Raw genomic sequence first — 24,439 nt, 5'->3', positions numbered from 1 at the left:
ACAAGAGTGAGATGAGCATGAAGAACAGCCCTAGTACGGCGGCCTCTGCGCCCGCCATGGCCATCACCGACATTGCCAAGCCGACCACGGTGCGCTGGCGGATCTTCCTGATTCTGCTGTTGCTGGCAGCGATCAACTACATCGACCGCGCCTCGCTGTCGGTCGCCCTGCCGCTGATTTCCGCCGAGTTCGAACTGACCCCGGCACTCGAGGGGCTGATCCTCAGTGCGTTCTTCTGGTCGTACGCATTGATGCAGATCCCGGCTGGGGTCATGCTCGACCGCTTCCAGGTGCGCAACATCATTGGCGTGGCCACTATTGGCTGGGGCGCCTTCCAGGCGCTGGGAGGCTTTGCCCACAACTGGATCACCCTGCTGATCACCCGCATCGGGCTGGGCGTGGCCGAGTCGCCGATCATGCCGGCCGGGGCCAAACTCAACGGCGCCTGGCTGACCCCCAACGAGCGTGGCCGTGGCGCCACCCTGGTCGACGGCGGCGCGCCATTGGGCACTGCGTTCGGCGCTATCATCATCGCCGGCCTGATCACCTGGTTCGACTCCTGGCGCATCGCTTTCATCGTGGCCGGTGTCGGCACCGTGGCCGCTGGCATCTGGGCCTGGTGGTACATCCGCAACCACCCCAGCGAACACCCGCAGGTCAACGCCACGGAGCTTGCTTACATCACCCAGGCCAACGAGACCGCGAGCAAGGCCAACGGCAACCGCAAGGCAGTCCTCAAGGAACTGCTCAAGAGCCGCTCGGTGCTATGCATGTTTGCCGGCTACGCCTGCTACAACAGCGTGTTCTACGGCCTGCTGACCTGGATGCCGAGCTACCTGCACCAGGCCCACAACCTGGACATCAAGGCCATGGGCGGCGCGACCTTCCTGATCTTTATGTGCGGTTTCGTCGGTGAACTGGTCGGTGGCTGGATCTCCGACAAGTGGAAGGCCAACGGCGGCCAGCCCAACACCGTCATGCGCAGCATGTTCGCCGGCTCCGCGGCCGTGGCAGCGCTGTGCATCCTGCTCGTAGCCTACACCCCGGATGCCGCGCTGGTGATCGCCCTGCTCTGCGTCGCGCTGTTCTTCATCCGCTGGTGCGGCATGTACTGGTGCCTGCCAGCAATCCTCGGCGGCAAGTCCAAGGCTGGCGTGCTCGGTGGCAGCATGAACTTCTGCGGCAACATGGTTGGCGTGCTGGTGCCGATCCTGATCGGCCTGATCGTGCAGTTCACCGGTTCCTATTTCCTGGCCCTCATCTTCTTCGTGGTCATGGCCTTCGGCCTGATGCTGTTCTCCGGCCTGATCGACTATCGCGAGCGCGGGCTGGCCTGAGCCCCGCTCCCCACTGAGGTAACAGTCATGCAACTCATTACGACAACAGGCAGTACAAGCGCTGCCAATGCCGTGATCCGACTCAACCCGCTGGACGATGTGCTGATCGCCCGTCAGCCGCTGCCCGAAGGCCTGCTGCTGGACGAAGCGATTACCGTACGCGAGCCGATTCCGGCAGGTCACAAGGTCGCCGCACGGGCGCTGGCAGCCGGCCAGCCACTGCGTCGCTACGGGCAGATCATCGGTTTTGCCAGCCAGGCCATCGAGGCCGGCCAGCATGTCCATGTGCATAATCTGGCGATGGGCGACTTTGCCCGCGACTATGCCTTCGGTGCCGATGCCCGCGGCGTGCAAGCGTCTAGCGACGATACGTTCATGGGCATCGTGCGCGCCGACGGCCGGGTCGCCACGCGCAACTACATCGGCATTCTCACCTCGGTGAACTGCTCGGCCACCGTGGCCCGGGCCATCGCCGACCACTTCCGTCGCGATATCCACCCCGAAGCGCTGGTGGCCTATCCCAATGTCGACGGCGTGGTCGCCCTGACCCACGGCGTCGGCTGCGCCGTCGATCCCGGCGGCGAAGCCCTGGCGATGTTGCGCCGCACCCTGGGTGGCTACGCCGTGCACGCCAACTTTGCCTCGGTGCTGTTGATCGGCCTGGGCTGCGAGACCAACCAGATCCCCGACCTGCTTGCCGCCCAGGGCCTGGAACGCAGCCACACCCTGCGTACCTTCACCATCCAGGGCACCGGTGGCACCTCCAAGACCATCGCCAGCGGCATTGAGCAGGTCAAAGCGTTGTTGGCCGAAGCCAACCAGGTCGAGCGCCAGCCGGTCAGCGTCCGTCACCTCACGGTCGGTCTGCAGTGCGGTGGCTCGGACGGCTACTCAGGCATCACCGCCAATCCGGCGCTGGGCAATGCAGTAGACCGCCTGGTCGCTGCGGGCGGCACCGCGATTCTTTCGGAAACCCCGGAGATCTATGGCGCCGAACACTTGCTGACCCGGCGCGCCGTGAGCCAGCAGGTCGGCGAAAAGCTGATTGCCCGTATCCATTGGTGGGAAGCCTACTGCGAACGCATGGGTGCCGAACTCAACAACAACCCCTCGGCCGGCAACAAGGCCGGGGGCCTGACCACCATTCTGGAAAAGTCCCTCGGCGCCGTCGCCAAGGCTGGCTCCAGCGACCTGGTGGATGTCTACGAATATGCGGAACCCGTCCGCTCCCACGGCCTTGTATTCATGGACACACCTGGCTACGACCCGATTTCCGCCACTGGCCAGGTCGCCGGCGGCGCCAACCTGATCGCGTTTACCACTGGCCGTGGCTCGGCTTACGGCTGTGCGCCCTCGCCCTCGATCAAGCTGGCGACCAATACCTGCCTTTGGGAAACGCAGGAGGAAGACATGGACGTCAACTGCGGTGGCATTGCCGACGGCAGCATGACCATCGAAGAGCGTGGCGAACACATCTATCAATTGATGCTGCGCATTGCCTCGGGCGAACGCAGCAAGAGTGAACAGCATGGCTACGGCCAGAACGAATTCGTGCCGTGGCAGATCGGTGCCATCACTTGAATCACCCCTTATTCGCGACAGGAGCCCTCATGACCTCGATCCTCGGTCATAACTATATCGGCGGCCAACGCTCGGCCCAGGGCAGTACCTTGCTCAAGAGCCTCGATGCCAGCTCTGGCGAGCCCCTGCCTGGTGTGTTCAGCCAGGCCACCGAAACGGAAGTCGACGCCGCGGCCCGCGCCGCCGCCGCCGCCTTCCCTATTTATCGAAACCTGCCTGCCGAGCGACGCGCAACGTTTCTCGAGGCCATAGCCGACGAACTGGACGCCTTGGGCGACGACTTCATCGCCACCGTGTGCCGCGAGACAGCCCTGCCAAGCGGGCGCATCCTCGGCGAACGAGGCCGCACCAGCGGCCAGATGCGCCTTTTTGCCAAAGTGCTGCGTCGTGGCGACTTCCATGGCGCGCGTATCGATCGTGCCCTGCCCGAACGCCAACCCATCCCTCGCCCGGACCTTCGCCAGTACCGCATCGGCGTTGGTCCGGTCGCCGTGTTCGGCGCCAGTAACTTTCCGCTGGCCTTCTCCACGGCTGGCGGCGATACCGCCTCGGCCCTGGCCGCCGGCTGCCCGGTCGTGTTCAAGGCCCACAGCGGCCATATGGCCACCGCTGAACGGGTGGCCGATGCCATCCTGCGCGCAGCCGAACGCACCGCCATGCCGGTTGGCGTTTTCAATATGGTCTATGGCGGCGGCGTTGGAGAGTGGCTGGTCAAGCATCCGGCGATCCAGGCAGTCGGCTTTACCGGCTCGCTCAAGGGTGGCAACGCCCTGTGTCGCATGGCCACCGAGCGGCCTCAGCCCATTCCGGTGTTTGCTGAGATGTCCAGCATCAACCCTGTGATCCTGCTACCTGATGCCCTGCGGGTACGCAGCGAGGCCATCGCTCGGGAACTCAGCGCCTCGGTAGCTCTGGGCTGTGGTCAGTTCTGCACAAACCCTGGTTTGATCATCGGCTTGCGCTCTGCTGAGTTCAGCACCTTTGTCGAACAGTTCAAAACCCAGATGGCCGACCAACCGGCGCAGACCATGCTCAATGCCGGCACACTGGCCAGCTACCGCGAAGGCCTGGAGCATTTGCACGCCCACCCCGGCATCAGCCACCTGGCAGGCGCGAAGCAAGGGGTGCAGCAGGCCCAGCCGCAACTGTTCAAAGCCGACGTCGACCTGCTGCTTGATGGCGACGAACTGTTGCAGGAAGAAGTATTTGGCCCTGCCACACTGGTGATCGAAGTCGAAGACCAAGCGCAACTGGGCGCCGCCGTCCAGGCACTGCGTGGTCAACTGACCGCAACCTTGATTGGCGAGCCTGCAGAGCTGCTGGCCCATGGCTGGTTGAGCGAGCTGCTACAGGAGAAAGTCGGCCGTTTGCTGCTCAATGGCTACCCGACCGGCGTCGAAGTCTGCGACGCGATGGTGCACGGTGGCCCGTACCCCGCCACTTCGGATGCGCGGGGTACCTCTGTCGGGACGGCAGCCATCGATCGCTTTTTACGGCCTGTATGCTTTCAGAACTATCCCGATGAGTTGCTCCCCGCCGTTCTGCAGAACGCTAATCCTTTAGGTCTCTTGCGCCTGATCGATGGTGAATACAGCCGGGCAGAGATAGCAGGTTGAGCTAGGTAACACATCAACGTCATCGGCCAGGCCGAGGAACCATCCCAGACGGGTTCCTCGGCCTCTTTCTTCATTGCCTCTCCCCTTTGCTGCGCTCAGGCGATATTGGCGGCGCATCACGTTTCACAGCATCGCTTATGAAAAGAGCTTTGATGCTATCGCATCCTCAGAATATTAGTTGCCGACCTTATGCAACGGAGCCCGTAGCCCATGGTGACATGGGTATTCTAGCCATAAGGAAAATATCCATCAGCGTCGCCGAGCTTCGCGAACTTCCCTGCTTAGGTTTTGAGCAACTTAAAACCCGTGTGACTCCCCCTGAATCATTCTGCTGCACAACAGCATAGTGCCCCCCCCAATACACCATTGGCAAAGTTGCACTGCCATCAGCTCATGATTGCGGCTAAAAAGCACCGGGATTATGGGTGAACCGCAGAGGGATTTGCGAAAATAGCTTGACTATGGTTCCATACGTCGTTTGGGTTTTGCGTCACCGATATCTCTGGCTCGCCTAATATCCTAGGTCACATAAGGCTTAACGGTGCCCTCGACATCATCTGAAGCTCGATGAACCTCCTGAGGATAATGGCTGTCACGGTGGACACAGGCTGGATCAATGCATGAAAGCATCAACGATGAAAAAACACCTGAATGATCAGCTTTTCGAGATCATCGCTGAAAGCATCAGATCCGGCCAACTGAAGGTAGGCACCCTGTTGCTCGAGGGTCCGCTGGCAGAGTTGTTCGGTGTGAGTCGCTCGCCGGTAAGACAAGCATTGCTCAGTTTGCAACAGGCCCGATTGATCTGCACCTTTGAAGGTCGTGGATACCTCGTTGGGCCACTGCCGGGAGCGGTGCTGCGACGGAAACTAGGGGCCAGCGACTTCAGATTTACCGAAGACAATGTACAGGCACCACGCAAGACCGAAGCCTGGCAAGCTGTATACAACCAGATCGAGCGTGACCTGCTGCACCAGTCGCTGTTTGGCATCTACCACGTTAATGAGCTGGAGCTTTCGCGTTATTACTCGATCAGTCGCACCGTATCGAACCAAGTGCTGACCCGACTATCGCTGATGGGCCTTGTGGAACGCGACGAACGGTCTCGCTGGCAACTCTGGCAGTGGGACGAGGGGCGCGTCGGCGAGCTCTTTGAAGTACGGCGTCACCTGGAGCCCTATGTGCTAAAGCGTGCTGCCGCGTTCCTGCAGGCCGAGCAGCTTGATAGCTACATCGAACGTCTGCACCGCGCCATGGAAATCTACCCGAACATGGACAGTCGCCAGCTCGATGAGCTTGAGAGCGACCTGCATATCGAGACGCTGGGGCATTGCCCGAATCGGCAAATGCTGCAGATTCTGCGACGCACCCACTCATTATTGCTGTCAGCCAAACACATTCTGCTCGACAAAAGCTACTTCCCCGATGAAGAACCCTTCTTCCGCGAGCACCTGAGCATCTTCGAGAATCTGCGAGGGGGATGCGTAGATCTCGCAGCACAGAGCATGGAGGAGCACTTGGTGACCGCCGAACGCAAGATAAAGCAACGGTTGGCCCACTTCCGCGCGCATAATCGCATCGCGCCCATGCCTTATCTCGATAAGTTGACCTGAAGCCGTACCGTTTGCCTCGCCCTGAGGGAGCGGTGATGCGACCCCCTTCCCATCGAACTGGACTTATCTTCCCGTCATTCTACTGCCATGCTTTTCGTTAGCGTGTCCGAGACGCTTTCGTAAACCTTGGCAACGCCTGCATTACGGTGCCTCGCAGCACGCGCGCCAAGAACCTGTAGCTGCCGCTGATCACATTACCTTGCGACAGCGGGCTTCAGGTTATCCCTCATCGCCCCCTGGCACGACCCTGATAGCCGGAACGCTCTGACCGCAGCAAAGGCATGTCTTGCGCATAAATTGTACATTGCACGCAATGAACGCTACTGCTAATATTCACCTACAAATGGCCTAGGGCCGCAATAAGAACAACATCAAGGTGTACACTTATGGTTAGTGCCATTGCTCTGTGCTCAATACGCGTTCATCCTGAAACCTACCCCGCACTAGTCATCCACACTCAGCTGGAGGTGGTCCATGGCTAGATGGGTAAATTGGTATTTCAATGGTCTCAAGATACTGGCAGTATTTTTCTTGCTGGTGATGTTGGTATTGGTCTTTGGCAACGTTGTTTTGCGCTATGGCTTTAACACCGGCATCTCGGTTTCCGAGGAACTTTCCCGCTGGGCCTTCGTCTGGCTGACATTTACCGGCGCCATCGTGGTACTGCGTGAACGGCAACACATGAATGTCGATGCGGCATTACGAAAAATGCCCCCCCTGGCGCAACGTGCTTGTCTGTGGGCCAGTCAACTACTCATGCTGATGTGTTCGATGTTGTTCTTCTGGGGCAGTTTTCAGCAAGTTGAAATCAATATTCACACCCCTTCACCTGCAACCGGCCTTTCCCTGGGGCTGTTCTATGGTGCCGGTATGGTCTTCGGTTTTTGTGCCAGCCTTATTCATCTTTATGAGATGTATCGGTTGGCGCGTGGCGCCGGTTTGCCCGAGCCACCCTGTGACGATACCGGTACCCCCCACTAAATATTGAGCCCCTGCTCCGCCGCCTCGGCGTAGCCCTCGCTAGTAGAAAAACAACAAGCGGAGTGATCCCATGATCATTATTGGTCTGTTCGTGCTGACTTTGATCGGCGCGATGGTCATCGGTGTGCCCATTGCCTACGCACTGATCCTGTGTGGTGTCAGCATGATGTACTACCTGGACCTGTTCGATGCGCAAATCATCGCGCAGAACCTTATCCACGGTTCCGACAGTTTCCCCCTGATGGCGATCCCGTTCTTCATGCTGGCCGGTGAGTTGATGAACACCGGCGGGTTGTCCAAGCGTATCGTCAATATGGCGATCACCAGCGTGGGCCATATCAAAGGTGGCCTGGGCTATGTAGCGATCCTGGCCGGCGTGCTGCTGGCTAGTCTGTCCGGCTCCGCAGCCGCCGATGCGGCCGCCCTCGCTGCCTTGCTAGTGCCGATGATGGTCCGTGCCGGGCACAACAAAGCCACCTCCGTAGGCCTCATCGCCTCGGCCGGCGTCATCGCCCCGGTCCTGCCTCCGTCCATCGGACTGATCCTCTTTGGTGTGGCTGGCAATATCTCGATCACCAAGCTGTTTCTTGCGGGAATCGTTCCCGGCTTGTTGATGGGGGTGTCGCTGTGCGTAGCGTGGTATTTCATTGCTCGTCGAGATCAGGTCGAAACCGCAACCAAGTCCACCCGTGCCGAACGCCTCAAAGCATTTACCGAGGGCATTTGGGCACTGATGCTGCCTGTGATCATCCTGGTAGGGCTGAAGTTCGGAGTGTTTACCCCCACTGAAGCGGGTGTGGTAGCAGCCGTGTACGCCTTCCTGGTGTCGATGCTGGTGTACAGGGAAATGACACTGAGCGACCTCGCACGCGTTCTGCTGGCCTCTGTACGCACGACCTCCATGGTGATGTTCCTGGTGGCGGCGGCGATGGTTGCCGCTTGGGTGATTACCGTGACCGACCTGCCAAGCGAGGTGATCAGCCTACTTGAGCCGGTGATGGATAGCCCTCGCCTATTGATGGTGATCATGGTGCTGATCGTGCTGGCCGTGGGCACCGCCATGGACATGTCACCGGTCATCCTGATCCTGGCTCCGGTAATGCTACCGGTGGCGGTGGCCGCAGGCATCGATCCGATTTACTTCGGCGTGGTGTTCGTCGTGACCTGCGCGGTCAGCTTGATCACACCGCCGGTGGGCCTGGTGCTCAACGTGGTCTCTGGGGTAACCAAGCTGGACTTGCTCGATACCGTGCGAGGCTGCCTGCCATTTTTGCTGGCCGAGCTGGTGGTGCTGGCGCTGATTACCTTGATCCCCGAACTGATCACTGTACCGATGCACTGGATGTTCTGATTCACCGGGCCGCCCGCTGGCCGGGCAGCTTGCGCCATGGGCTGTTGAACGGCCTATTCACAGCTCTGCTAGGGCTACTTCCAACGAGAGATAGATCATGAAAACAATTCCAAGATTGATCGGTGCACTGCTCTGCGCCAGCGTCCTGTTCAGCGGCTTCGCGCAGGCAGAGGAAGAAATCAACAAACGACTTTTCAAGGTGGCGGTCGTTCAGGCCAAGGACCACCCCCATGGCCTGGGTGCCCAGAAATTTGCCGAGCTGATCAAACAGAAAAGCGACGGCAAGATGAAGGTCATGGTGTTTGCCAATGGCACCCTGGGCGGTGATGCTCAAGTGATTTCGTCGATTCAAGGCGGCACTGTCGACATGGCCATGGTCACGCCCGGCCTGCTGACGGGCATCAACAAGGGTTTCGGTGTGTTCGGCCTGCCTTTTGCCTTCAACAACTTCGAAGAAGTTGATGCAGTGCTCGACGGCCCTCTGGGACAAAGCCTGCTGGCAACCCTGCCCAACAATGGGCTGATTGGCCTGGACTACTGGGACCATGGCTTTCGTCATGTGACCAACAGCAAGCACCCGATCACCCGGATGGAAGACCTTGCCGGCCTCAAGCTACGCGTCATGCAGATCCCTTCGGCGGTGGACAGCTTCAACGGCCTCGGGGCCAACGCCGTGCCCATGTCCTATACCGAGATCTACACAGCGCTGGAAACCCGCACCGTGGATGGCCAGGAAAACCCGCTGTCGTCGATCGAGGCGTCGAAGTTCTACGAAGTCCAGCGCTACCTGTCGCTCACCGGGCATTTCTACGACCCCCTGGCGGTAATTTTCAGCAAGAAGGTCTGGGACCGCCTCAACGAGCGCGAACGCAGTATCGTCTCCGAGGCTGCCCGCGAAGCCGGCCGCTACGAGCGCCAGGTATCCCGCGAGATGAGCGCCAAGGCGCTGGCCTTCCTCTCCTCGCAGGCCAACGTGGCCGTCAACCAGGTATCGCCTGAGGAGATTGAGCGTATGCGTGAATCCCTCAAACCGACCATCGAGAAACATATCGAAGCGTTCGGCGCCGAGCGCGTGGCTGAACTGAACAAGACCCTGGCAGCGATCCGCAGCAAGAATTAAAGCGTACCCCGGCTCGGCCGGGGTTATTGGAGCTCATGCTATGACTGGAACTACCGTAGGTTTTATTGGCCTGGGCCTTATGGGACAGGGCATGGCCAGCAATCTGCTGAACAAAGGGTTCGCCCTCACTATCATGGCTCACCGCAACCGTGAGCCGCTTGAGGCTCTTGTCACTCGCGGCGCGGTAGAGGTCGAAGACCCCTTCGCCATGGCCCAGTGCAGCACCGTCGTGCTGCTGTGCCTCCCTGGAAGCCAAGAAGTGTGCTCCGTATTGACCGGGCCGCGCGGCCTGCTTGCGGGCCTGCGGCCCGGGCAACTGGTGATCGACTGCAGCACCGGCGACCCGTCACGAACCCGCGAGATCGACACCCTGGTCCGCGAAGCCGGTGGCCGCTACATGGACGCACCAGTCAACCGCACGCCCAAAGAAGCAGCCGAGGGCCGGCTGAATGGCCTCGTCGGCGGTAGCGATGCCGATGTCGAGCAGGCACGGCCGATTCTCCAGGCGTTTTGTGAAACCCTGCATCACCTCGGGGTGGTCGGCAGCGGCCACAAGGCCAAAGTGATTCATAACTTCATCGCTCAGGGCAATGCCGCCATTCTCGCCGAAGCGTTCTGCGCTGCGGCGAAAAACGGCCTGGACTTGCGTGCCTTTGCTGATATCTGCCGGCTCAGCGGTGGCCACAGCCGAACCTTCGACCGCATCATTCCCTTCGTGTTGGAGGGCGATGACAACGGCCAACGCTTCGCCCTGGCCAACTGCGAGAAGGACATGCGCTATTACACCGACCTGGCACGAGCTACGCCCACCACAGGGCCGGTGGCAGATGCGGTGTACCAAACCTTCCTGTTGGCCAAGAGCCTGGGACATGGGGACAAGTATGTGCCGCACCTGTTCGATGTGCAGGGGCAGATCAACGGCACGCAGGTGCGTGCAGAGCTGGAGTTGAATGGATGAAAGTCGTACGTTATGGGCCCCTGGGGGCAGAAAAACCCGGCCTGGTTGATGAACAGGGCTTATTGCGTGATCTCAGTGGGCAGCTCACGGATATTGACGCGCAGTGGCTGGCCGATGGCGGTATGCAGGCATTGGGCCAACAAGATCTGAGCCAGCTTCCCGAGGTACAGGGCAGCCCGCGCCTAGGGGTGCCGTGGGCCGGGATCGGCAAAATTATCTGCGTCGGTCTGAACTACGCCGACCATGCCAAGGAGTCAGGGCTGCCAGTCCCTACCGAACCGGTACTGTTCACCAAGGCGATCAGCGCGATCAACGGCCCCAATGATCCGGTGATGCTGCCTCGTGACTCGCAGAAGACCGACTGGGAAGTGGAGCTGGGTGTGGTCATCGGCCGCACCGCTCGTTATGTCAGCCGTGAGCAGGCGTTAACGCACGTGGCAGGCTACTGCATCGTCAACGACGTCTCCGAACGGTCTTTCCAACTGGAGCGCGGAGGAACCTGGGACAAGGGCAAGGGTTGCGACACATTCGCGCCTATCGGCCCATGGCTAGTGAGCCCCGAGGCGATCAGTGACGTGCGCGATCTGGACATGCGCCTGAGCGTCAATGGTGAACTTCGCCAGGTCGGCAATACCCGGACCATGGTGTTCGGTATTGACCAGATCGTCAGCTACATCAGCGAATTCATGACCCTGCATCCCGGCGATCTGATCTGCTCCGGGACCCCGCCCGGGGTAGGCGCAGGCATGAGCCCACCACAGTTTCTCAAGGCTGGCGACCGCATGAGCCTGAGCATCAGCGGCCTGGGCGAGCAAAGTCAGCCCGTGATCGCCTGGCAACCTTGAGGCTTGCGCAGACCTATTCCAATCGGGCGCGCCATAGGGCGCGTCGTGGCAAGAGCTTGGAGCATCTATGAGACGTTTCTATACGGGCCGTGATTATCGCAGGGCTCAAAACATCGATGAATTACGGGCGATGGCGCAGCGTCGACTGCCAAACTTTTCCTTCGAGTATGTCGAGGGTGGTGCCGACGATGAGGTGACACTCAAGCGAAATCGCAGCGTATTCGAAGACATCAGCTTGCAACCACGCACACTGGTCGATGTCGGACAGCGAAACCTGAGTTGTAGCTTCTTCGATCGCCCATCGACGATGCCCTGCCTAATCGGCCCGACCGGGTTCAATGGACTACTGACCGATCGTGGTGATTGGCACCTGGCTCAGGCCGCAGCCCGCGCCGGTATTCCCTTCGTTCTGAGCAATGCCTCGACGATCTCCATCGAAGAGATAGCGACAATCGATAACGTACGTGCATGGATGCAGATATACCTATACCGCACCCGCCAGCATGTCGCTGACCTTGTGGCGCGTTGCAAAGCCTTGGAACTCGAAGCGATAGTAGTCACTACCGACAGCGCGATCCTAGGTAATCGTGAATGGGACAGGCGCAATTATAAACGGCCACTGAAGCTTGATCTGCGCAATGTTCTGGATGTTGCCGCACACCCCCGCTGGATCTGGGATGTGCTGATTCCCCATGGCGTACCGCGCTTCAAGAATTTGGGCAATCTGCTGAAACCAGGGCAAGACTCTGTAAAGGGCGCAGCTAGTGCCATTGGCAAGGAGCTGGACGCCACCTTGAACTGGCAGGATATTGCATGGTTACGTGATTTGTGGCCGGGTAAGTTGCTGGTCAAGGGGTTGATGCACCCTGACGATGCGCCACACGCACTCAAGTACGGTGTCGATGGCGTCGTGCTGTCCAACCACGGTGGTCGTCAGCTTGATGGCGCGGTCTCGGCCATGGAGGTACTGCCTGATATCGCCCAACAGTTGAAAGGCCGTGTCAGCGTGTTCCTCGACGGCGGTTTCCGCCGGGGAACGGACATCCTGAAGGCGCGTCTGTTAGGCGCCGATGGGGTGTTCCTAGGACGTGCGGGCTTGTACGGTCTGGCTGCGGGGAAAGGGCCTGGGGCCAGCCATGCGATTGAGATACTGCGTTGCGAGATGGACCGCTCCCTTGGTCTGTTGGGCTGCAGCGAGTTGGCGGGCCTGACGCCAGACCTGATCTACGACCCTGCCTGGCGCGCCGCCGCTGAGCGAGTCCAACGACAGGCTGTCGGGGGGGCCCTTGCACGCACTGGTTTCGTCCGGGCTTAGACAATGGCAGGCGCCATCCAGCAGCTGGAGGGTGCCTACCAGGTCATACAGATGCAAACCTCTCGATATGTATGCCCAGAGAAACTGCTCTGCCCCTTCACTCCCAGCACCCACGCATCATCGACCTCACTGACCCCACCGGGATTGCGCACATACTGCACATTCGGGCGAATCACCAGCCAGCGGGTGGCGTGGATGCGTAGTACAGCTGTAATAGGCTCCGGCAGGATCAGGCCCTTGTCGCCGCTGAAATTGAGTTTACGCGAGGCCATCCAAAATCAGCCAACCTAAATCGACGCTCCTGAGCCCTCTCGTTCCCAATCCGGTATACAACCGGCATGCGATGATTCAGCAAGATTCTTGGTGGGGCAAAAAGTGGGGCAAAAAATGCTAACAGCTGGAAAACGTACAAGAACAAAAAAATCCAGTCACCGCTAAGTGACTGGATTTTCCAGGGATTTTTGGTCGGGACGGAATGATTCGAATACTCGACCCCTTGCCCCCAATGCACTCGACCTTCAGGCTGTGGAAGAAGCTCTCTGCACAGGCATTGTCGTAGCAGTTGCCTTTGGCGCTCATGCTGCATCGCAAGTGATGGGCGCGGATCAGCTCCTGGTAAGCCGCTGAGCAGTACTGGCTGCCGCGGTCGCTATGCACGATCACGTCATTAGGCTGCCTGCGTCGCCACAGCGCCATGTGCAAGGCATCGCAAACCAAGTCGGCCGTCATGCGTTCGTTCATGGCCCAGCCGATCACCATCCGTGAATACAGATCGATGACCACTGCCAGATACAGCCAGCCTTCCTCCGTATGCAGGTAGGTGATGTCACCCACCCATTTCTGATTTGGCGCAGATGCCTTGAAATCCTGCTTGAGCAAGTTCTCTGCCACTGGCAGGGAGTGCTGAGAATTGGTCGTGGCCTTGAACTTCTTGGCGGCCTTGGCACGCAGTCCTTGCCGTTGCATCGAGGCGGCTACCGTCTTGCGATTGCAGGGTAGGCCGGCTTCCCGCAGGTCGTGGCACAGCCGTGGAGCCCCGCTGCGGCCCTTGCGTGCGCTGTATGCCTGAGCGACCTGCCGATCCAGTTCGGCTCTTCGCCGCTGGCGCATTGACGGCCTGCGAGAGCACCAAGCGTAGTAACCGCTGCGGGCAACGCCCAACACGCGACACATGGCCTGGATCGAGAAATGCGCGGTATGAGTCCTCATGAAGGCGTACTTCACTTGAGGCTCTTGGCAAAGTACGCGGCGGCCTTTTTTACGATGGCCAGCTCCTCGGCGTGCTCGGCCAACAGCCGCTTGAGTCGGGCATTCTCGTCGGCCAGCGACTGCTCGCGCTCGCTGCCGGCCTGAGTCTGGTGCTTCTTGCTCCGCCAGCCGTAGAGCTGGGAAGCATGCAGGCCGAGCTGTTCGGCAGCCTTGCTGACGCCAATGCGCTCGGCCAAAGCCAGCGCTTCGTCCTTGTAGGCTTGGGAATGGCGGGTGCGGGTCTGTTTCATTGGGGTTGCTTGTCTTGCCATGATTCACCTCGTTGCAGTTTATCGCTTAACGGGGTGTCCACTGGGACTGGGCAAGATCACTAGCGCGCTTGTAGAGTACGACAGGCACTCACCAGGTAGAGCGCGCCATTCGGAACGCGCTCATCCCCATCCCATATCACCGCCCTCACGCAACAGCTGAGCCCTCTGCAATACGCATGAGCCACGTCAAAAAGCCTTTTCGAAGACAGCCGTCGCCGGTACTCAGTTGCGCCCAGCAGTCTTCAAAAGGCGCGCGACTGATCTAACTCACAGTTATATCGCTATCGCTACCTCTCAGTATTTGGAATGGTAATGCCGTCGCTATAATCGGGCCGTCTAAGAATTTCAAAAATAACAGGACGGATCATGGCGATAATCAACTATGTAACGGAGATTCGCTTCGGCGCAGGCTGTGCCGCTGAACTAAGTGAAGTCAGTGCGCGCTTGGGCTTTAAACGCCCGCTGATTGTTACCGACCGCGGCGTGGTGGCTGCCGGCCTCATTGATCAGCTTCTGGATCTGAGCCCCCTGCCAGCCTATCAGGTGTTTGACGGCACGCCGGCCAACCCCACCGAGGCCGCTACCCGAGCAGGCGTAGCCTGCTTCCTTGAAGCGCAGTGCGACGGCATCATCGCCGTCGGTGGCGGTTCGTCCATCGACCTGGCCAAGGCGATTGCGGTATCCGCTCGCCATCCAGGGCCGCTGAAAAACTTTGCAGTGATAGAGGGCGGCCTGGCGCGAATTACCGCGGCCACCGTCCCCATCATCGCCATTCCGACCACGGCCGGCACCGGCAGCGAGGTTGGCCGTGGCGCCATCATCATCCTCGATGACGGTCGCAAGGTCGGCATCCTCTCCCCTCACGTCATTCCGCGTGTAGCAATCTGCGACCCCAGCCTGACCCTCAGCCTGCCACCGCACCTGACTGCGGCAACGGGCATGGACGCAGTGGCTCATTGCATCGAGACCTTTCTTGCTCCTGGCTTCAATCCGCCAGCCGATGGCATCGCACTGGATGGCCTGCGACGTGCCTGGCGCAACCTGGAGCTGGCCTTCAACGAGCCAGGCAATATCGAGGCTCGCACCCAGATGCTCAGCGCTTCGCTGCAGGGCGCGCTGGCTTTCCAGAAGGGGCTGGGTTGTGTGCACAGCGTGAGCCATTCATTGGGTGGAATTGATCCACGTCTGCACCATGGCACCCTCAACTCGATAATGTTGCCTGCCGTGATCAGCTTCAACCGAGGGGCCGAATCGGTGATCCGCGAGGAGAAACTCGAACGCCTTGCCCAGGCCATGCAACTGCCTGCTCAGTTGTCGGTGGAGCAAGCGCTGGCGGACAAGGCCGCGGCGTTGCACCTGCCTAGTGGACTGGCGCAGATGAGCGTTGGTGAGGGACTCATCCCGAGTATCGTTGCCGGTGCCCTGGCCGATCACAGCCACAAGACCAACCCCCGGGAGGCCACGGCGGAGGACTATGTCCGGCTGATCCAGGCCTCGTTCTAAGTGCCTGGCAAACCAATGGACTGAACCTCTACCACCGCATAGCCCGCAATCTTTGCCCCGTGGCACAGCCTGGTTACGGGGCTGCAGATAACGGGTTGTGCATGACTACTGTGCAAGACAATCGCGCTGCAAACACAACAATTAAAAGGACGCGAAACATTATGGCAATCCTCGCTACCTCCGTATCCAAGGTGCAGCTAGACCCGCTGTACCGCAAAGTCGCCTGGCGGGTACTGCCGCTGCTCCTGTTGGGCTACATCGTCGCTTATCTCGATAGAGTCAACGTCGGCTTCGCCAAGCTCGCCATGCTCAGCGATCTTGGCATGTCCGATGCCGCTTTCGGGCTGGGGGCCGGCATCTTCTTCATCGGCTATTTCATCTTCGAGGTCCCCAGCAACCTGATGCTGCATCGCGTCGGCGCCAAGCTGTGGATCGCCCGCATCATGATCAGTTGGGGGCTGATTTCATCGCTGATGGCCTTCACAGGCCCCATCGCGCAGTTGCTGGGGATCAGCCACGAAGCCACGTTCTACGTGCTGCGCTTTCTGCTGGGCGTGTGCGAGGCCGGCTTCTTTCCTGGCGTCATCCTTTACCTGACCTACTGGTTTCCTGCAGCGCTGCACAGCCGCATGATGGCCATCGTGATTCTCGGCAATCCGGTGTCCTTCATCTTCGGCGGGCCGCTCAGCGGGGCCATCATGTACTACACGGCAGGCAGCAGCCTGTTGGCCGGCTGGCAGTGGATGTTCGTCATCGAGGCAGTGCCCGCCGTGATAATCGGGGTGGTGGTACTGTGCCTGCTGGACAACGGCATCCAGAGCGCCAAGTGGCTTAACACGCAGGAAAAAGCCGAGCTGGCCCGTCGCCTCGCGGTGGACGCTGCGGAAAAACCCCGCATTGGCCTTAAACGGCTCTACGCCATGCCTATTATCTGGATGCTAACCCTGATCTATGTGCTGCTGATGATCGGCAACTACGGCATCAATTTCTGGGTGCCAACCATCATCAAGAACGCCGGAGTCGCCTCGATCCTGGATATCGGCCTCATCACCGCAATTCCCTACGTGTTTGGCGCGGTGACCATGGTCTGGGTTACCCGCCAGGCCCAACGCACTGGCAACCAGCGGGCCTATGCGGCGCTGATGACGGTACTCGCTGGTATCGGCCTGATTCTCTGCGCGGCCTTTCCCCAGCAACTGCTGCTGATGATCCTGGGCGTCGCCTTCGCAGTCGGCGGCAGTCTGAGCGCCATTGCACTGTTCTGGGGGCTGCCGGGCGCCTTCCTGCAGGGCGCCGCAGCCGCGGCTGGCATCGCCATCATCAACTCATTCGGCAACCTTGGCGGTTTCGCCGGCCCCTATCTACTGGGCCTGCTGACCACGCTTTTCGGCTCGGCGCAAGCTGGCCTGATGCTGCTTGGGGTTTGCCTGTTGGCGTGCGCAGCACTGATGCTTTGGGTGACACGTCGGCCGGCCCAGTCGAGTGTCGGCATGTTGGCCGACTAACCACTCGAGCGTAGTTGCAACCGGGAGCGGTAGACTCGCTCCCCTCCTTTCACCAACGAAGAGAGCTTCATGGATCTGGTCAGCGAGTTGCAAAAGATCGTCGGGCGTCGCCATGTCCTGCAGGGCGATGCCGAGACCCGTCGATTCCGCCTGGGTATCCGCTATGGCGGCGGGGCAGTACTCGCCGTAGTTCAGCCGGGCAGCCTGGTGGAAATGTGGCGCGTGCTGCAAGGCTGCCACCGCGCAGGCACAGTCATCATCTGCCAGGCAGCCAATACCGGCCTGACTGGTGGCTCTACCCCGGTAGCCGAGGGCTATGATCGACCGGTAGTGCTGATCAACACCCTGCGGCTGACGCTCCTAGCGCTCCTGCGCCAGGGCGAGCAGGTCATCTGCCAGCCGGGTGTGAGCCTGAGTCAACTGGAGACAACCTTGAAGCCGCTCGGGCGCGAGCCACACTCGGTGATCGGCTCGACCTGCATCGGTGCATCGGTCGCCGGAGGCGTATGCAACAACTCTGGCGGATCGTTGATTCGCCGTGGCCCGGCCTTTACCCAGTTGTCGCTGTTCGCCCGCATCGACGAAGCCGGGCAACTGCAACTGGTCAATCACCTGGGCATGGACTTGGGCGATACACCCGAGGAGATTCTGGGCCGGCTCGATGAAGGACGCTTCGATGACAGCGTTGTGCAGGATCCAGCAGGTGCCATGGCCTCCGATCGCGAATACTCAAGCCACGTTCGCGACGTGGGCTCGGCCACCCCGGCGCGCTATAACGCCGATCCTCGGCGGCTTTACGAAGCGTCGGGCTCGGCAGGCAAGATCGCGGTGTTCGCCTTGCGTCTGGATACCTTCCCCGCTGATCGCAACACCCAGGTCTTCTACATAGGGTCCAATCGGGCCGCCGATCTCGAAACCATTCGCCGGCACATCTTGGTCAATTTCACCGCGCTGCCGATCGCCGGTGAATACATGCATCGCACGGCCTACGAGCTGAGCCGCACCTATGGCAAGGATCTGTTTCTCTTCATTCAGCGTTGCGGCGCGCAACGGGTGCCACAGGCGTTCGCCTGGAAGACCCGCTTCGATGCTTTAACGGAGCGCCTGGGGCTCGGTGCCCAACTCGGTGATCGCCTACTGCAACGCCTCGCGGCACCACTGCCCGAACATTTGCCCCCGCGCCTGAACGCCTTTGCCGCGCGCTTCGAACATCATCTGCTGCTGAAGATGGGCGAAGACGGCATCGACGAAGCGCGGGCCTATCTGCAGTCGTGGCTGCCCACAACGGATGCGGACTTCATCGAATGCGACGCTGCGGAAGGCAACGCAGCGTTCCTCAATCGCTTCTCGGTCGGCAACGCCATGAATCGCTACCGAGCGGTGCACCGGGATACCGTCGAAGACATTCTTGCCCTGGACATCGCCTTGCCGCGTAACACACAGGACTGGTTCGAGACGTTGCCATCGGAGCTTGCAGAGCAAATCGAAGTATCCATGTACTGCGGGCATTTCTTCTGCCATGTGCTGCACCAGGAATACCTGGTGAAGAAGGGCCGCGATTGCGCAGCGCTCAAGCAGAGCCTGCTGAACCTGCTCGATGCTCGTGGCGCCCGCTATCCCGCCGAACACAATGTCGGCCACCTCTACGACGCCGCGCCCGAACTGGAGCAGCATTATCGCCAGCTCGATCCGACCAATGCCTTCAACCCCGGTATCGGTCGCCTGACACGCAGTTATCGCTGGAGAGACGACTGTTGCGCCAAGCATCCCGAGAACACCATCGCAGCAGCCGCTACCGCTGCCCGAGCAGAACAAAAGACCCAGACATAGCTCGCCATGCCAAGGCTTCGAGGCGAGCTCAGCCCTCTTGCTGGATGGCGTACAGCGACTCCACGAGTAGCGAGAAAGCCGGATTCTGCTGGGCGCTGGGCCGCGAGACCAGCTCATAGGGTTCGCTGTGAGATTTGAGCTGCAGCGGCAAGCGGCTTACCAGACCATGCAGGCAGACGTAGTCCGCCACCTCGACTGACACCAGGGCCACCAGCCTCGGATTGCGGCTGAGCAGTGACAAGGTGGCCAGCGCCGAGGTGGTCTCGATCAGGTGCAGCGGGAACGGCAACTGCGCTTCGAAGAATTCGTGCTCCAGCGTTCGGCGCATGGGCATGTTGGCCCGATATCCGCTAGAGACCATGCTGCGCATTCATCTGCTGCAGAACTGGTTTTCTCTCAGTGATCCAGCCATGGAAGAGGCCCTGTACGAAATCACCTCGATGCGCCAGTTCGCTCGACTGACGCTCAGCGCTCCGATCCCTGAAGACACCACGATCATGAACTTCCGGCACCTTCTGGAGAAACACCAACTGGCAGCGGGCATCCTGGACGTAATCAATCGCTACTGGCAGGACAAAGGTCTGTCGCTTCGCCAAGGCACCATCGTCGACGCCACAAACATCCACGCCCCCAGTTCGACCAAGAACAAAGAAGGCAAACGTGACCCTGAAATGCATCAGACCAAGAAAGGGAATCAGTACTTTTTTAGCATGAAAGCCCACATCGGTGCCGATGTAGAATCGAGCCTGGTGCATCACGTCCAGGGTGCTGCGGCCAATGTCGCAGATGTGACGCAAGTGACTGAACTGCTGCACGGTGACGAGAACGCGGTCTATGCCGACGCGGGGTATACCGGTGTTGAAAAGCGGGAAGAGCATGAAGGCCGCAAGGTGATCTGGCAGATTGCAGCGCGTCGCAGTACGTACACGAAGCTGAGAAAGCGCAGCCTGATCTACAAGACCAAGCGCGAGATCGAGCGGGTAAAAGCACAGACCCGAGCCAAGGTCGAACACCCGTTTCGGATGATCAAGCGTCAGTTCGTCCATGTGAAAACCCGGATCCTTGGTTAGGTGAAAAACACGGTTCATCTGACCACGCTGTTTGCCCTGTCGAATCTGTGGATGGTGCGCAAGAAACTGATGGGCAGATACCTAAATCTGTGCTGCGCACCATAGTTTGTTATCGCTACTCGCCTTCCAGGACGAACACATGCACATCCTGGATAGGGTGCGTATGCGGCGGTATGAAGCTGCCGGGCGGGTCATAGGTCAACCAGGCAAAACTGCTTTGATCATCCCCGCCAAGAATCGGCCAATACGAAGTACCCAGCACGTTCCAGACTTTGCGGCCGATCATGGATTTTATGTCGTCAACACCGAAAGGCAGTGGCACGTTTTGCGCGGAGTGCAGTTTCCCGGACGCCATATAGTTCACCTCTTTAAAATATAATTGGTCGGATGCTTTACCCAGCCTGACCTTAGCCAACCGCCCAATGTGTGGGCTATGCAGATATTCGAGCAACGCTGTGCTTTTTTAGCAAGGCCGTTGCCAAGAAGTGCATAGCATTCAGCAAGAACTGCCCTAGCCAGACAAACAAAACCATTCAGAATGCCAACGCAGGCGGTCAATCGACCGTACAACACCGGCGTTTAAATAGAAGGTTTGTTGCCATGCAGCATCCACCCGCTGAAAAATCGTTTAAATCCAGATTCCGTCAGGTCTTTGCACTGGCCGATGGATGCGAGCCCGACCCACGCTTCACGCTCGCCAATGAACGCACCTTTCTGGCCTGGATCCGCACGGCCCTTGCCCTGCTGGCCAGCGGCATCGCACTGGATGCACTGCCGCTGGAGCTGTTGGCCGGCCGCCCACAAACGCTGCTGTCCCATGCCCTGACTGGCATGGCGTTGCTAGTGAGCGTCAATGCGACCCTACGCTGGCTCAACGTCGAGCGCGCCCTGCGTCATCGGCAAGCGCTTCCGTACCCGATCCTGGCACCGCTGCTGGGCTTGTTCGGGCTGATCGTTTCCACCCTGCTGTTGCTGCCTTGAGGGCACCCAACATGCCCCTGCATGACGACCAAGGCCTGCAGCCCGAGCGCACGGCGTTGACCTGGGAGCGCACGGTGCTGTCTACCTTGGTATTGGGATGCATCGTTTTTCGTCATCCCCTGGCCCATTACGTTGCCATGACCACACTCATGCTCATGGCAGTGGCTATCGGCACCGTCTATTCGCTGTTGATTGGCGGCGGCTATCGCAGGTCAGCGCGGCACATCCGCGAAGAAAGCTCGGCCCCCCGACCGGGCGCTGTGGTGGCATTGGGGTTTGGCGTTGCGCTGCTGAGCATTGCAACATGGTGGAGCACCTGATCTCCGAGGAAACACGCACGCCCCTATGCAACGAGCTCTGCCAGGGAACCGCGTTTATAGGCTGGAAGACCGCCTTCGACTTTCGCGTAGTGCGGCTAAATCAGAGCAATCAAATCCTTCCATGGAATCACTTGATCCTTCTCGATAAGAAACAACTCATTGCGGGTCTGCTCACACATACCGGCGGACTCAGCATCGGCGAAGGTCATCTGCTTCATCGGGATAATCGGGTAGTTGGATCTGGGCAGGGCTTTGGCCAGGAAGTGGGTGCTTCTCATCCAGTATTTGGGAGTTCCAAAAAGATGCTCGACAGTCTGTAGCCGCAGCTTCATCTTTTCTGCGTCAATTTCCAAGTGGATCTGTACCGCTTCGCTTGATGTTCCGAGCGCTCCGGTGACTAGGTGTCAGCTGGAGGATAGCGCTAATGGCGGGCTGCCACGAGTCGGCGTCGACCTGAGGTATATCCGAAATACAGCATCGCTACGCCTACCCCGCTAAGAAATATCTCAACGTGCGCATAGCCAATGACCGGCGTATAAAGCACCCCGACTAGCAACGGCCCGAGTGCGCCCAGGCCATAGCCGACGCCTTGCACCATGCTCGAAAGTTCTGCCGCAACCTGTGCGTTTGCCGAGCGCAGCACAATCATGGTGATGGCAATGGAAGTCAAGGCACCTTGCCCGATGCCTTGTACCCCGCCCCACAGCCATACCGTGTCGAGCGGCGCGGACAGGCAACCGAGAAAACCGACCGTGGTGAGCACCACCACAACAACATTGAACCAGGATTGATTCGGCAAGCGTGTGGCTATCAGCGGCCCGAACAGACAAGCGACCATTTGTAGCAGGATTGAACTGGAGACGATGACGCTGGACTCCAGCGGTGTCATCCCCCGCCCATTCAGAAACGGGGCGAGCCAGCCAAACACGGTAAACGAATACATCGATTGCAGCACCATGAACAGCGTGAGTTGCCAGGCTAGCGCGCAGCGCCACACCCCTCGTACGCGCGGCGCAGCCTTGGGTGCCAGCGCACTGCCCTTGGGCAGTTGGAAAAGCCAGCAGGCACAGGCTGCCGCTGCCGGCACTGACCACAGCGCCAACGCCGTCGTCCAGCCACCGCCCAAGGTGCTTTGCAGCGCCAGGGTGAACCCTGCGGCAGTCGCCGCCCCGCTCAACAGCGCCATGGAGTAGAGGCCGGCCATCAGCCCGGTGATCTTGGCGAAGTCGCGTTTGATAAGCCCAGGGAGCAATACGTTGATGATTGCGATGGCGCTGCCAATGACGATCGAACCGACCACCAGGCCGCTGACGTTCCCGGCGCCACGTATCAATAGCCCTACGGACAATGCCACCATCAATACCAATATCGTGCGCTCTGTGCCTATTTTGCGGGCAAGCCAGGGCGCCACGGGCGCGAACAACCCCAGGCAAAGTACAGGCAGCGTGGTAATTGCACTGGCGACGGCAGGCGTCAGGCCTAGGTCGCTGGATATATCGGCAAGCACAGCGCCGAGGCTTGGGTATGCAGTGCGAAGGTTGAAGGCTACGAAAATGATGCTGCAGGCGAAATAAAAAAGCCGCGAACCCTTGGCAATTTTGCCAGGTTGCGGCAGCCCCCGTTCATTGCGAGCGTGCGCTGTAGTGTACTCCACACATGTCCTCCTTGAACCTTGGGCATGGACAACGACATACTGATAAAAAAAGCCGCACAGTTTCCTGTGCGGCTTGCTCGGTTACTTCTTGATGATGTTGTGTTCTGGGCCGTATGGGAACTTGGTGATGTTTTCAGCGCCGTTTTCATTGACGATCAGAATATCATGCTCGCGGTAACCACCCGCACCCGGCAGCCCTTCGGGCAGCATGATCATCGGCTCGATGGACACGACCATGCCAGGTTCCAGCACGGTGTCGATGTCTTCGCGCAGCTCAAGACCAGCTTCACGGCCGTAATAATGGCTCAGGGTGCCGAACGAATGGCCATAACCGAAGGTGCGGTATTGCAGCAAGTCGTGCTCGAGGAAAATCTCGTTCAACTGATGGGCAATATCGCTGCAACGCATGCCTGGCTTGATCAGCTTCAGTCCGGCCTCGTGGACCTTGACGTTGACCTCCCACAGGCGCAGGTGCTCATCGGAGCAATGGTCGAGGAACAACGTGCGCTCCAGCGCGGTGTAGTAACCGGCGATCATCGGGAAGCAGTTGAGGCTCAGAATGTCGCCCTTATTGACCTTGCGAGAGGTTACCGGGTTATGCGCGCCATCGGTGTTGATACCAGACTGGAACCAGGTCCAGGTGTCCATCAGTTCGGAATCGGGGAAAGTACGGGCAATTTCACGGACCATGGCCTGGGTGGCATGCAGCGCCACTTCGTACTCAGGCACCTGGTCACGCAGAGCCTCAACCACCGCAGCACCACCGATATCGGCAACGCGGGCACCGTGACGAATGATGGCGTGTTCTTCAGCCGACTTGATCATGCGCATGCGCATGCATGGCGCGGCGACGTCCACCAGCTCGGCCTGGGGATAACGGCTGGCCAATTTGTCGCGGTTGACCAGGTTCAAGTGGTCGAACTCGATCCCGATACGTCCGGCCTTGGGCAAGGCTTGTTGAATCGCGACAAAGTAGTTATCGCGCTGCCAGTCAGTGTAGATGATGTTTTCGGTGCCCACGGTACGCCGCCATGGCTGGCCACCGTCGATGTTAGCGCTGATCGACACCACGGCGTCCTGAGTCACCACCAGGGCATAAGGACGGCCAAACGAGCAATACAGGAAATCGCTGTAGTAGTTGATGTTGTGATAAGACGTGAAGACGGCGGCGTCGATATTGTTCTGGGCCAGATAGCTGCGCAACTTGGATTGACGGTTGGCGTATTCCTGGTGCGAGAACGTCGGCTTAACTTTTTCGCCGTTTTGAATCTGTATTGTTTTCGGCATTTGCATGTCTTCACTCCTTGGTAGGTGATCAGTAGAGAGGCCCTGTTTTGGG

General features: G+C 59.5%; 20 protein-coding genes and 3 pseudogenes. 16 read left to right on the top strand and 7 right to left on the bottom strand.

Going from position 1 to position 24,439, the window contains the following annotated elements; translation table 11 throughout:
* Positions 1 to 17: 17 nt before the first annotated feature.
* From ACOKS3_RS10715 to ACOKS3_RS10670, 10 genes are all read left to right on the top strand, one after another.
* Positions 18 to 1,337: an MFS transporter gene (locus ACOKS3_RS10715; protein ID WP_075047011.1), complete on the top strand. Its 1,320-nt coding sequence runs from the start codon at positions 18 to 20 to the stop codon at positions 1,335 to 1,337.
* Between the two features lie 27 nt (positions 1,338 to 1,364).
* Positions 1,365 to 2,918 carry a UxaA family hydrolase gene (locus tag ACOKS3_RS10710; protein ID WP_103469836.1) on the top strand — a complete coding sequence of 518 codons (1,554 nt, stop codon included), beginning with the start codon at positions 1,365 to 1,367 and terminating at the stop codon, positions 2,916 to 2,918.
* Between the two features lie 29 nt (positions 2,919 to 2,947).
* Positions 2,948 to 4,534 carry an aldehyde dehydrogenase (NADP(+)) gene (locus tag ACOKS3_RS10705; RefSeq protein WP_075045732.1) on the top strand — a complete coding sequence of 529 codons (1,587 nt, stop codon included), beginning with the start codon at positions 2,948 to 2,950 and terminating at the stop codon, positions 4,532 to 4,534.
* 620 nt (positions 4,535 to 5,154) lie between these two features.
* Positions 5,155 to 6,147, top strand: coding sequence for a GntR family transcriptional regulator (locus tag ACOKS3_RS10700; protein WP_232861571.1), 993 nt, complete (start codon positions 5,155 to 5,157; stop codon positions 6,145 to 6,147).
* A gap of 474 nt (positions 6,148 to 6,621) precedes the next feature.
* Positions 6,622 to 7,128, top strand: a complete 507-nt coding sequence (locus ACOKS3_RS10695; protein ID WP_075045734.1) for a TRAP transporter small permease — start codon at positions 6,622 to 6,624, stop codon at positions 7,126 to 7,128.
* A 73-nt stretch (positions 7,129 to 7,201) separates the two neighbouring features.
* Positions 7,202 to 8,479: a TRAP transporter large permease subunit gene (locus tag ACOKS3_RS10690; protein ID WP_075047012.1), complete on the top strand. Its 1,278-nt coding sequence runs from the start codon at positions 7,202 to 7,204 to the stop codon at positions 8,477 to 8,479.
* Positions 8,480 to 8,576: 97 nt separating this feature from the next.
* Entirely contained in the window at positions 8,577 to 9,599 is a 1,023-nt protein-coding gene (locus ACOKS3_RS10685) for a TRAP transporter substrate-binding protein (protein ID WP_103469838.1), read from the top strand.
* A 40-nt stretch (positions 9,600 to 9,639) separates the two neighbouring features.
* Positions 9,640 to 10,557 (top strand): NAD(P)-dependent oxidoreductase, encoded by a 918-nt coding sequence (locus ACOKS3_RS10680; protein WP_075045735.1) that lies wholly within the window; start codon positions 9,640 to 9,642, stop codon positions 10,555 to 10,557.
* Entirely contained in the window at positions 10,554 to 11,402 is an 849-nt protein-coding gene (locus ACOKS3_RS10675) for a fumarylacetoacetate hydrolase family protein (RefSeq protein ID WP_075045736.1), read from the top strand. Before ACOKS3_RS10680 ends, ACOKS3_RS10675 begins: the two co-directional genes overlap by 4 nt.
* Before the next feature lie 67 nt (positions 11,403 to 11,469).
* Entirely contained in the window at positions 11,470 to 12,717 is a 1,248-nt protein-coding gene (locus tag ACOKS3_RS10670) for an alpha-hydroxy acid oxidase (protein ID WP_075045737.1), read from the top strand.
* 35 nt (positions 12,718 to 12,752) lie between these two features.
* Here the strand turns inward: ACOKS3_RS10670 and ACOKS3_RS10665 are convergent, their stop codons facing one another.
* Both ACOKS3_RS10665 and ACOKS3_RS10660 read right to left on the bottom strand, forming a co-directional pair.
* A complete protein-coding gene (locus tag ACOKS3_RS10665; protein WP_374755443.1) occupies positions 12,753 to 12,989 on the bottom strand; it encodes a carbohydrate porin in 237 nt (78 codons plus the stop codon).
* Positions 12,990 to 13,212: 223 nt separating this feature from the next.
* A pseudogene (locus tag ACOKS3_RS10660) lies at positions 13,213 to 14,237 on the bottom strand (IS3 family transposase); the annotation flags it as partial.
* Positions 14,238 to 14,603: 366 nt separating this feature from the next.
* Here ACOKS3_RS10660 and ACOKS3_RS10655 point away from each other — a divergent pair.
* The 3 genes from ACOKS3_RS10655 (at position 14,604) to dld (ending at position 19,075) form a co-directional block, all read left to right on the top strand.
* The gene (locus ACOKS3_RS10655; RefSeq protein ID WP_075045739.1) at positions 14,604 to 15,740 is read left to right on the top strand and encodes an iron-containing alcohol dehydrogenase; all 1,137 of its coding nucleotides are present in this window, start codon (positions 14,604 to 14,606) and stop codon (positions 15,738 to 15,740) included.
* Positions 15,741 to 15,901: 161 nt separating this feature from the next.
* Entirely contained in the window at positions 15,902 to 17,245 is a 1,344-nt protein-coding gene (locus tag ACOKS3_RS10650) for an MFS transporter (RefSeq protein ID WP_075045740.1), read from the top strand.
* 69 nt (positions 17,246 to 17,314) lie between these two features.
* On the top strand, positions 17,315 to 19,075 hold the full coding sequence (dld, locus tag ACOKS3_RS10645; RefSeq protein ID WP_075045741.1) for a D-lactate dehydrogenase: 1,761 nt from the start codon (positions 17,315 to 17,317) through the stop codon (positions 19,073 to 19,075).
* A 28-nt stretch (positions 19,076 to 19,103) separates the two neighbouring features.
* On the opposite strand, the gene ACOKS3_RS10640 is transcribed toward dld, so the two are convergent.
* Positions 19,104 to 19,409 carry a type 2 periplasmic-binding domain-containing protein gene (locus ACOKS3_RS10640; protein ID WP_204249901.1) on the bottom strand — a complete coding sequence of 102 codons (306 nt, stop codon included), beginning with the start codon at positions 19,407 to 19,409 and terminating at the stop codon, positions 19,104 to 19,106.
* A 10-nt stretch (positions 19,410 to 19,419) separates the two neighbouring features.
* Between ACOKS3_RS10640 and ACOKS3_RS10635 the strand changes: the two are divergent.
* Positions 19,420 to 20,250 (top strand): annotated as a pseudogene (locus ACOKS3_RS10635) (IS5 family transposase); the annotation flags it as partial.
* Positions 20,251 to 20,260: 10 nt separating this feature from the next.
* Here ACOKS3_RS10635 and ACOKS3_RS10630 read toward each other — a convergent pair.
* Positions 20,261 to 20,596 carry a hypothetical protein gene (locus ACOKS3_RS10630; RefSeq protein ID WP_204249902.1) on the bottom strand — a complete coding sequence of 112 codons (336 nt, stop codon included), beginning with the start codon at positions 20,594 to 20,596 and terminating at the stop codon, positions 20,261 to 20,263.
* Between the two features lie 149 nt (positions 20,597 to 20,745).
* Between ACOKS3_RS10630 and ACOKS3_RS10625 the strand changes: the two genes are divergently transcribed.
* Together ACOKS3_RS10625 and ACOKS3_RS10620 are read left to right on the top strand one after the other, a co-directional pair.
* Positions 20,746 to 21,126 (top strand): YidH family protein, encoded by a 381-nt coding sequence (locus ACOKS3_RS10625; protein ID WP_084785226.1) that lies wholly within the window; start codon positions 20,746 to 20,748, stop codon positions 21,124 to 21,126.
* Positions 21,127 to 21,137: 11 nt separating this feature from the next.
* Complete coding sequence (locus ACOKS3_RS10620; RefSeq protein ID WP_042132572.1) at positions 21,138 to 21,446, top strand: DUF202 domain-containing protein; 309 nt, start codon at positions 21,138 to 21,140, stop codon at positions 21,444 to 21,446.
* A 98-nt stretch (positions 21,447 to 21,544) separates the two neighbouring features.
* On the opposite strand, the pseudogene ACOKS3_RS10615 reads toward ACOKS3_RS10620, so the two are convergent.
* The 3 genes and pseudogenes from ACOKS3_RS10615 to ACOKS3_RS10605 all read right to left on the bottom strand — a co-directional run.
* Positions 21,545 to 21,664, bottom strand: a pseudogene (locus ACOKS3_RS10615) (IS5/IS1182 family transposase); the annotation flags it as partial.
* Positions 21,665 to 21,867: 203 nt separating this feature from the next.
* Entirely contained in the window at positions 21,868 to 23,100 is a 1,233-nt protein-coding gene (locus tag ACOKS3_RS10610) for a CynX/NimT family MFS transporter (RefSeq protein ID WP_075045743.1), read from the bottom strand.
* Between the two features lie 81 nt (positions 23,101 to 23,181).
* Positions 23,182 to 24,393, bottom strand: a complete 1,212-nt coding sequence (locus ACOKS3_RS10605) for a M24 family metallopeptidase (protein ID WP_016488019.1) — start codon at positions 24,391 to 24,393, stop codon at positions 23,182 to 23,184.
* Positions 24,394 to 24,439 lie beyond the last annotated feature (46 nt).

The organism is Pseudomonas sp. HS6-2, assembly GCF_049325675.2.
Classification (GTDB): domain Bacteria; phylum Pseudomonadota; class Gammaproteobacteria; order Pseudomonadales; family Pseudomonadaceae; genus Aquipseudomonas; species Aquipseudomonas putida_N.
This window is presented reverse-complemented; position numbering and strand designations above follow the sequence as displayed.

Excerpts from the sequence above, each read along its gene's own strand:
- ACOKS3_RS10715 (WP_075047011.1), top strand. The coding sequence starts at position 18 with ATGAAGAACAGCCCTAGTACGGCGGCCTCTGCGCCCGCCATGGCCATC.
- ACOKS3_RS10710 (WP_103469836.1), top strand. The coding sequence starts at position 1,365 with ATGCAACTCATTACGACAACAGGCAGTACAAGCGCTGCCAATGCCGTG.
- ACOKS3_RS10705 (WP_075045732.1), top strand. The coding sequence starts at position 2,948 with ATGACCTCGATCCTCGGTCATAACTATATCGGCGGCCAACGCTCGGCC.
- ACOKS3_RS10700 (WP_232861571.1), top strand. The coding sequence starts at position 5,155 with ATGAAAGCATCAACGATGAAAAAACACCTGAATGATCAGCTTTTCGAG.
- ACOKS3_RS10695 (WP_075045734.1), top strand. The coding sequence starts at position 6,622 with ATGGCTAGATGGGTAAATTGGTATTTCAATGGTCTCAAGATACTGGCA.
- ACOKS3_RS10685 (WP_103469838.1), top strand. The coding sequence starts at position 8,577 with ATGAAAACAATTCCAAGATTGATCGGTGCACTGCTCTGCGCCAGCGTC.
- ACOKS3_RS10680 (WP_075045735.1), top strand. The coding sequence starts at position 9,640 with ATGACTGGAACTACCGTAGGTTTTATTGGCCTGGGCCTTATGGGACAG.
- ACOKS3_RS10675 (WP_075045736.1), top strand. The coding sequence starts at position 10,554 with ATGAAAGTCGTACGTTATGGGCCCCTGGGGGCAGAAAAACCCGGCCTG.
- ACOKS3_RS10670 (WP_075045737.1), top strand. The coding sequence starts at position 11,470 with ATGAGACGTTTCTATACGGGCCGTGATTATCGCAGGGCTCAAAACATC.
- ACOKS3_RS10665 (WP_374755443.1), bottom strand. The coding sequence starts at position 12,989 with ATGGCCTCGCGTAAACTCAATTTCAGCGGCGACAAGGGCCTGATCCTG.
- ACOKS3_RS10655 (WP_075045739.1), top strand. The coding sequence starts at position 14,604 with ATGGCGATAATCAACTATGTAACGGAGATTCGCTTCGGCGCAGGCTGT.
- ACOKS3_RS10650 (WP_075045740.1), top strand. The coding sequence starts at position 15,902 with ATGGCAATCCTCGCTACCTCCGTATCCAAGGTGCAGCTAGACCCGCTG.
- dld (WP_075045741.1), top strand. The coding sequence starts at position 17,315 with ATGGATCTGGTCAGCGAGTTGCAAAAGATCGTCGGGCGTCGCCATGTC.
- ACOKS3_RS10640 (WP_204249901.1), bottom strand. The coding sequence starts at position 19,409 with ATGCCCATGCGCCGAACGCTGGAGCACGAATTCTTCGAAGCGCAGTTG.
- ACOKS3_RS10625 (WP_084785226.1), top strand. The coding sequence starts at position 20,746 with ATGCAGCATCCACCCGCTGAAAAATCGTTTAAATCCAGATTCCGTCAG.
- ACOKS3_RS10620 (WP_042132572.1), top strand. The coding sequence starts at position 21,138 with ATGCCCCTGCATGACGACCAAGGCCTGCAGCCCGAGCGCACGGCGTTG.
- ACOKS3_RS10605 (WP_016488019.1), bottom strand. The coding sequence starts at position 24,393 with ATGCAAATGCCGAAAACAATACAGATTCAAAACGGCGAAAAAGTTAAG.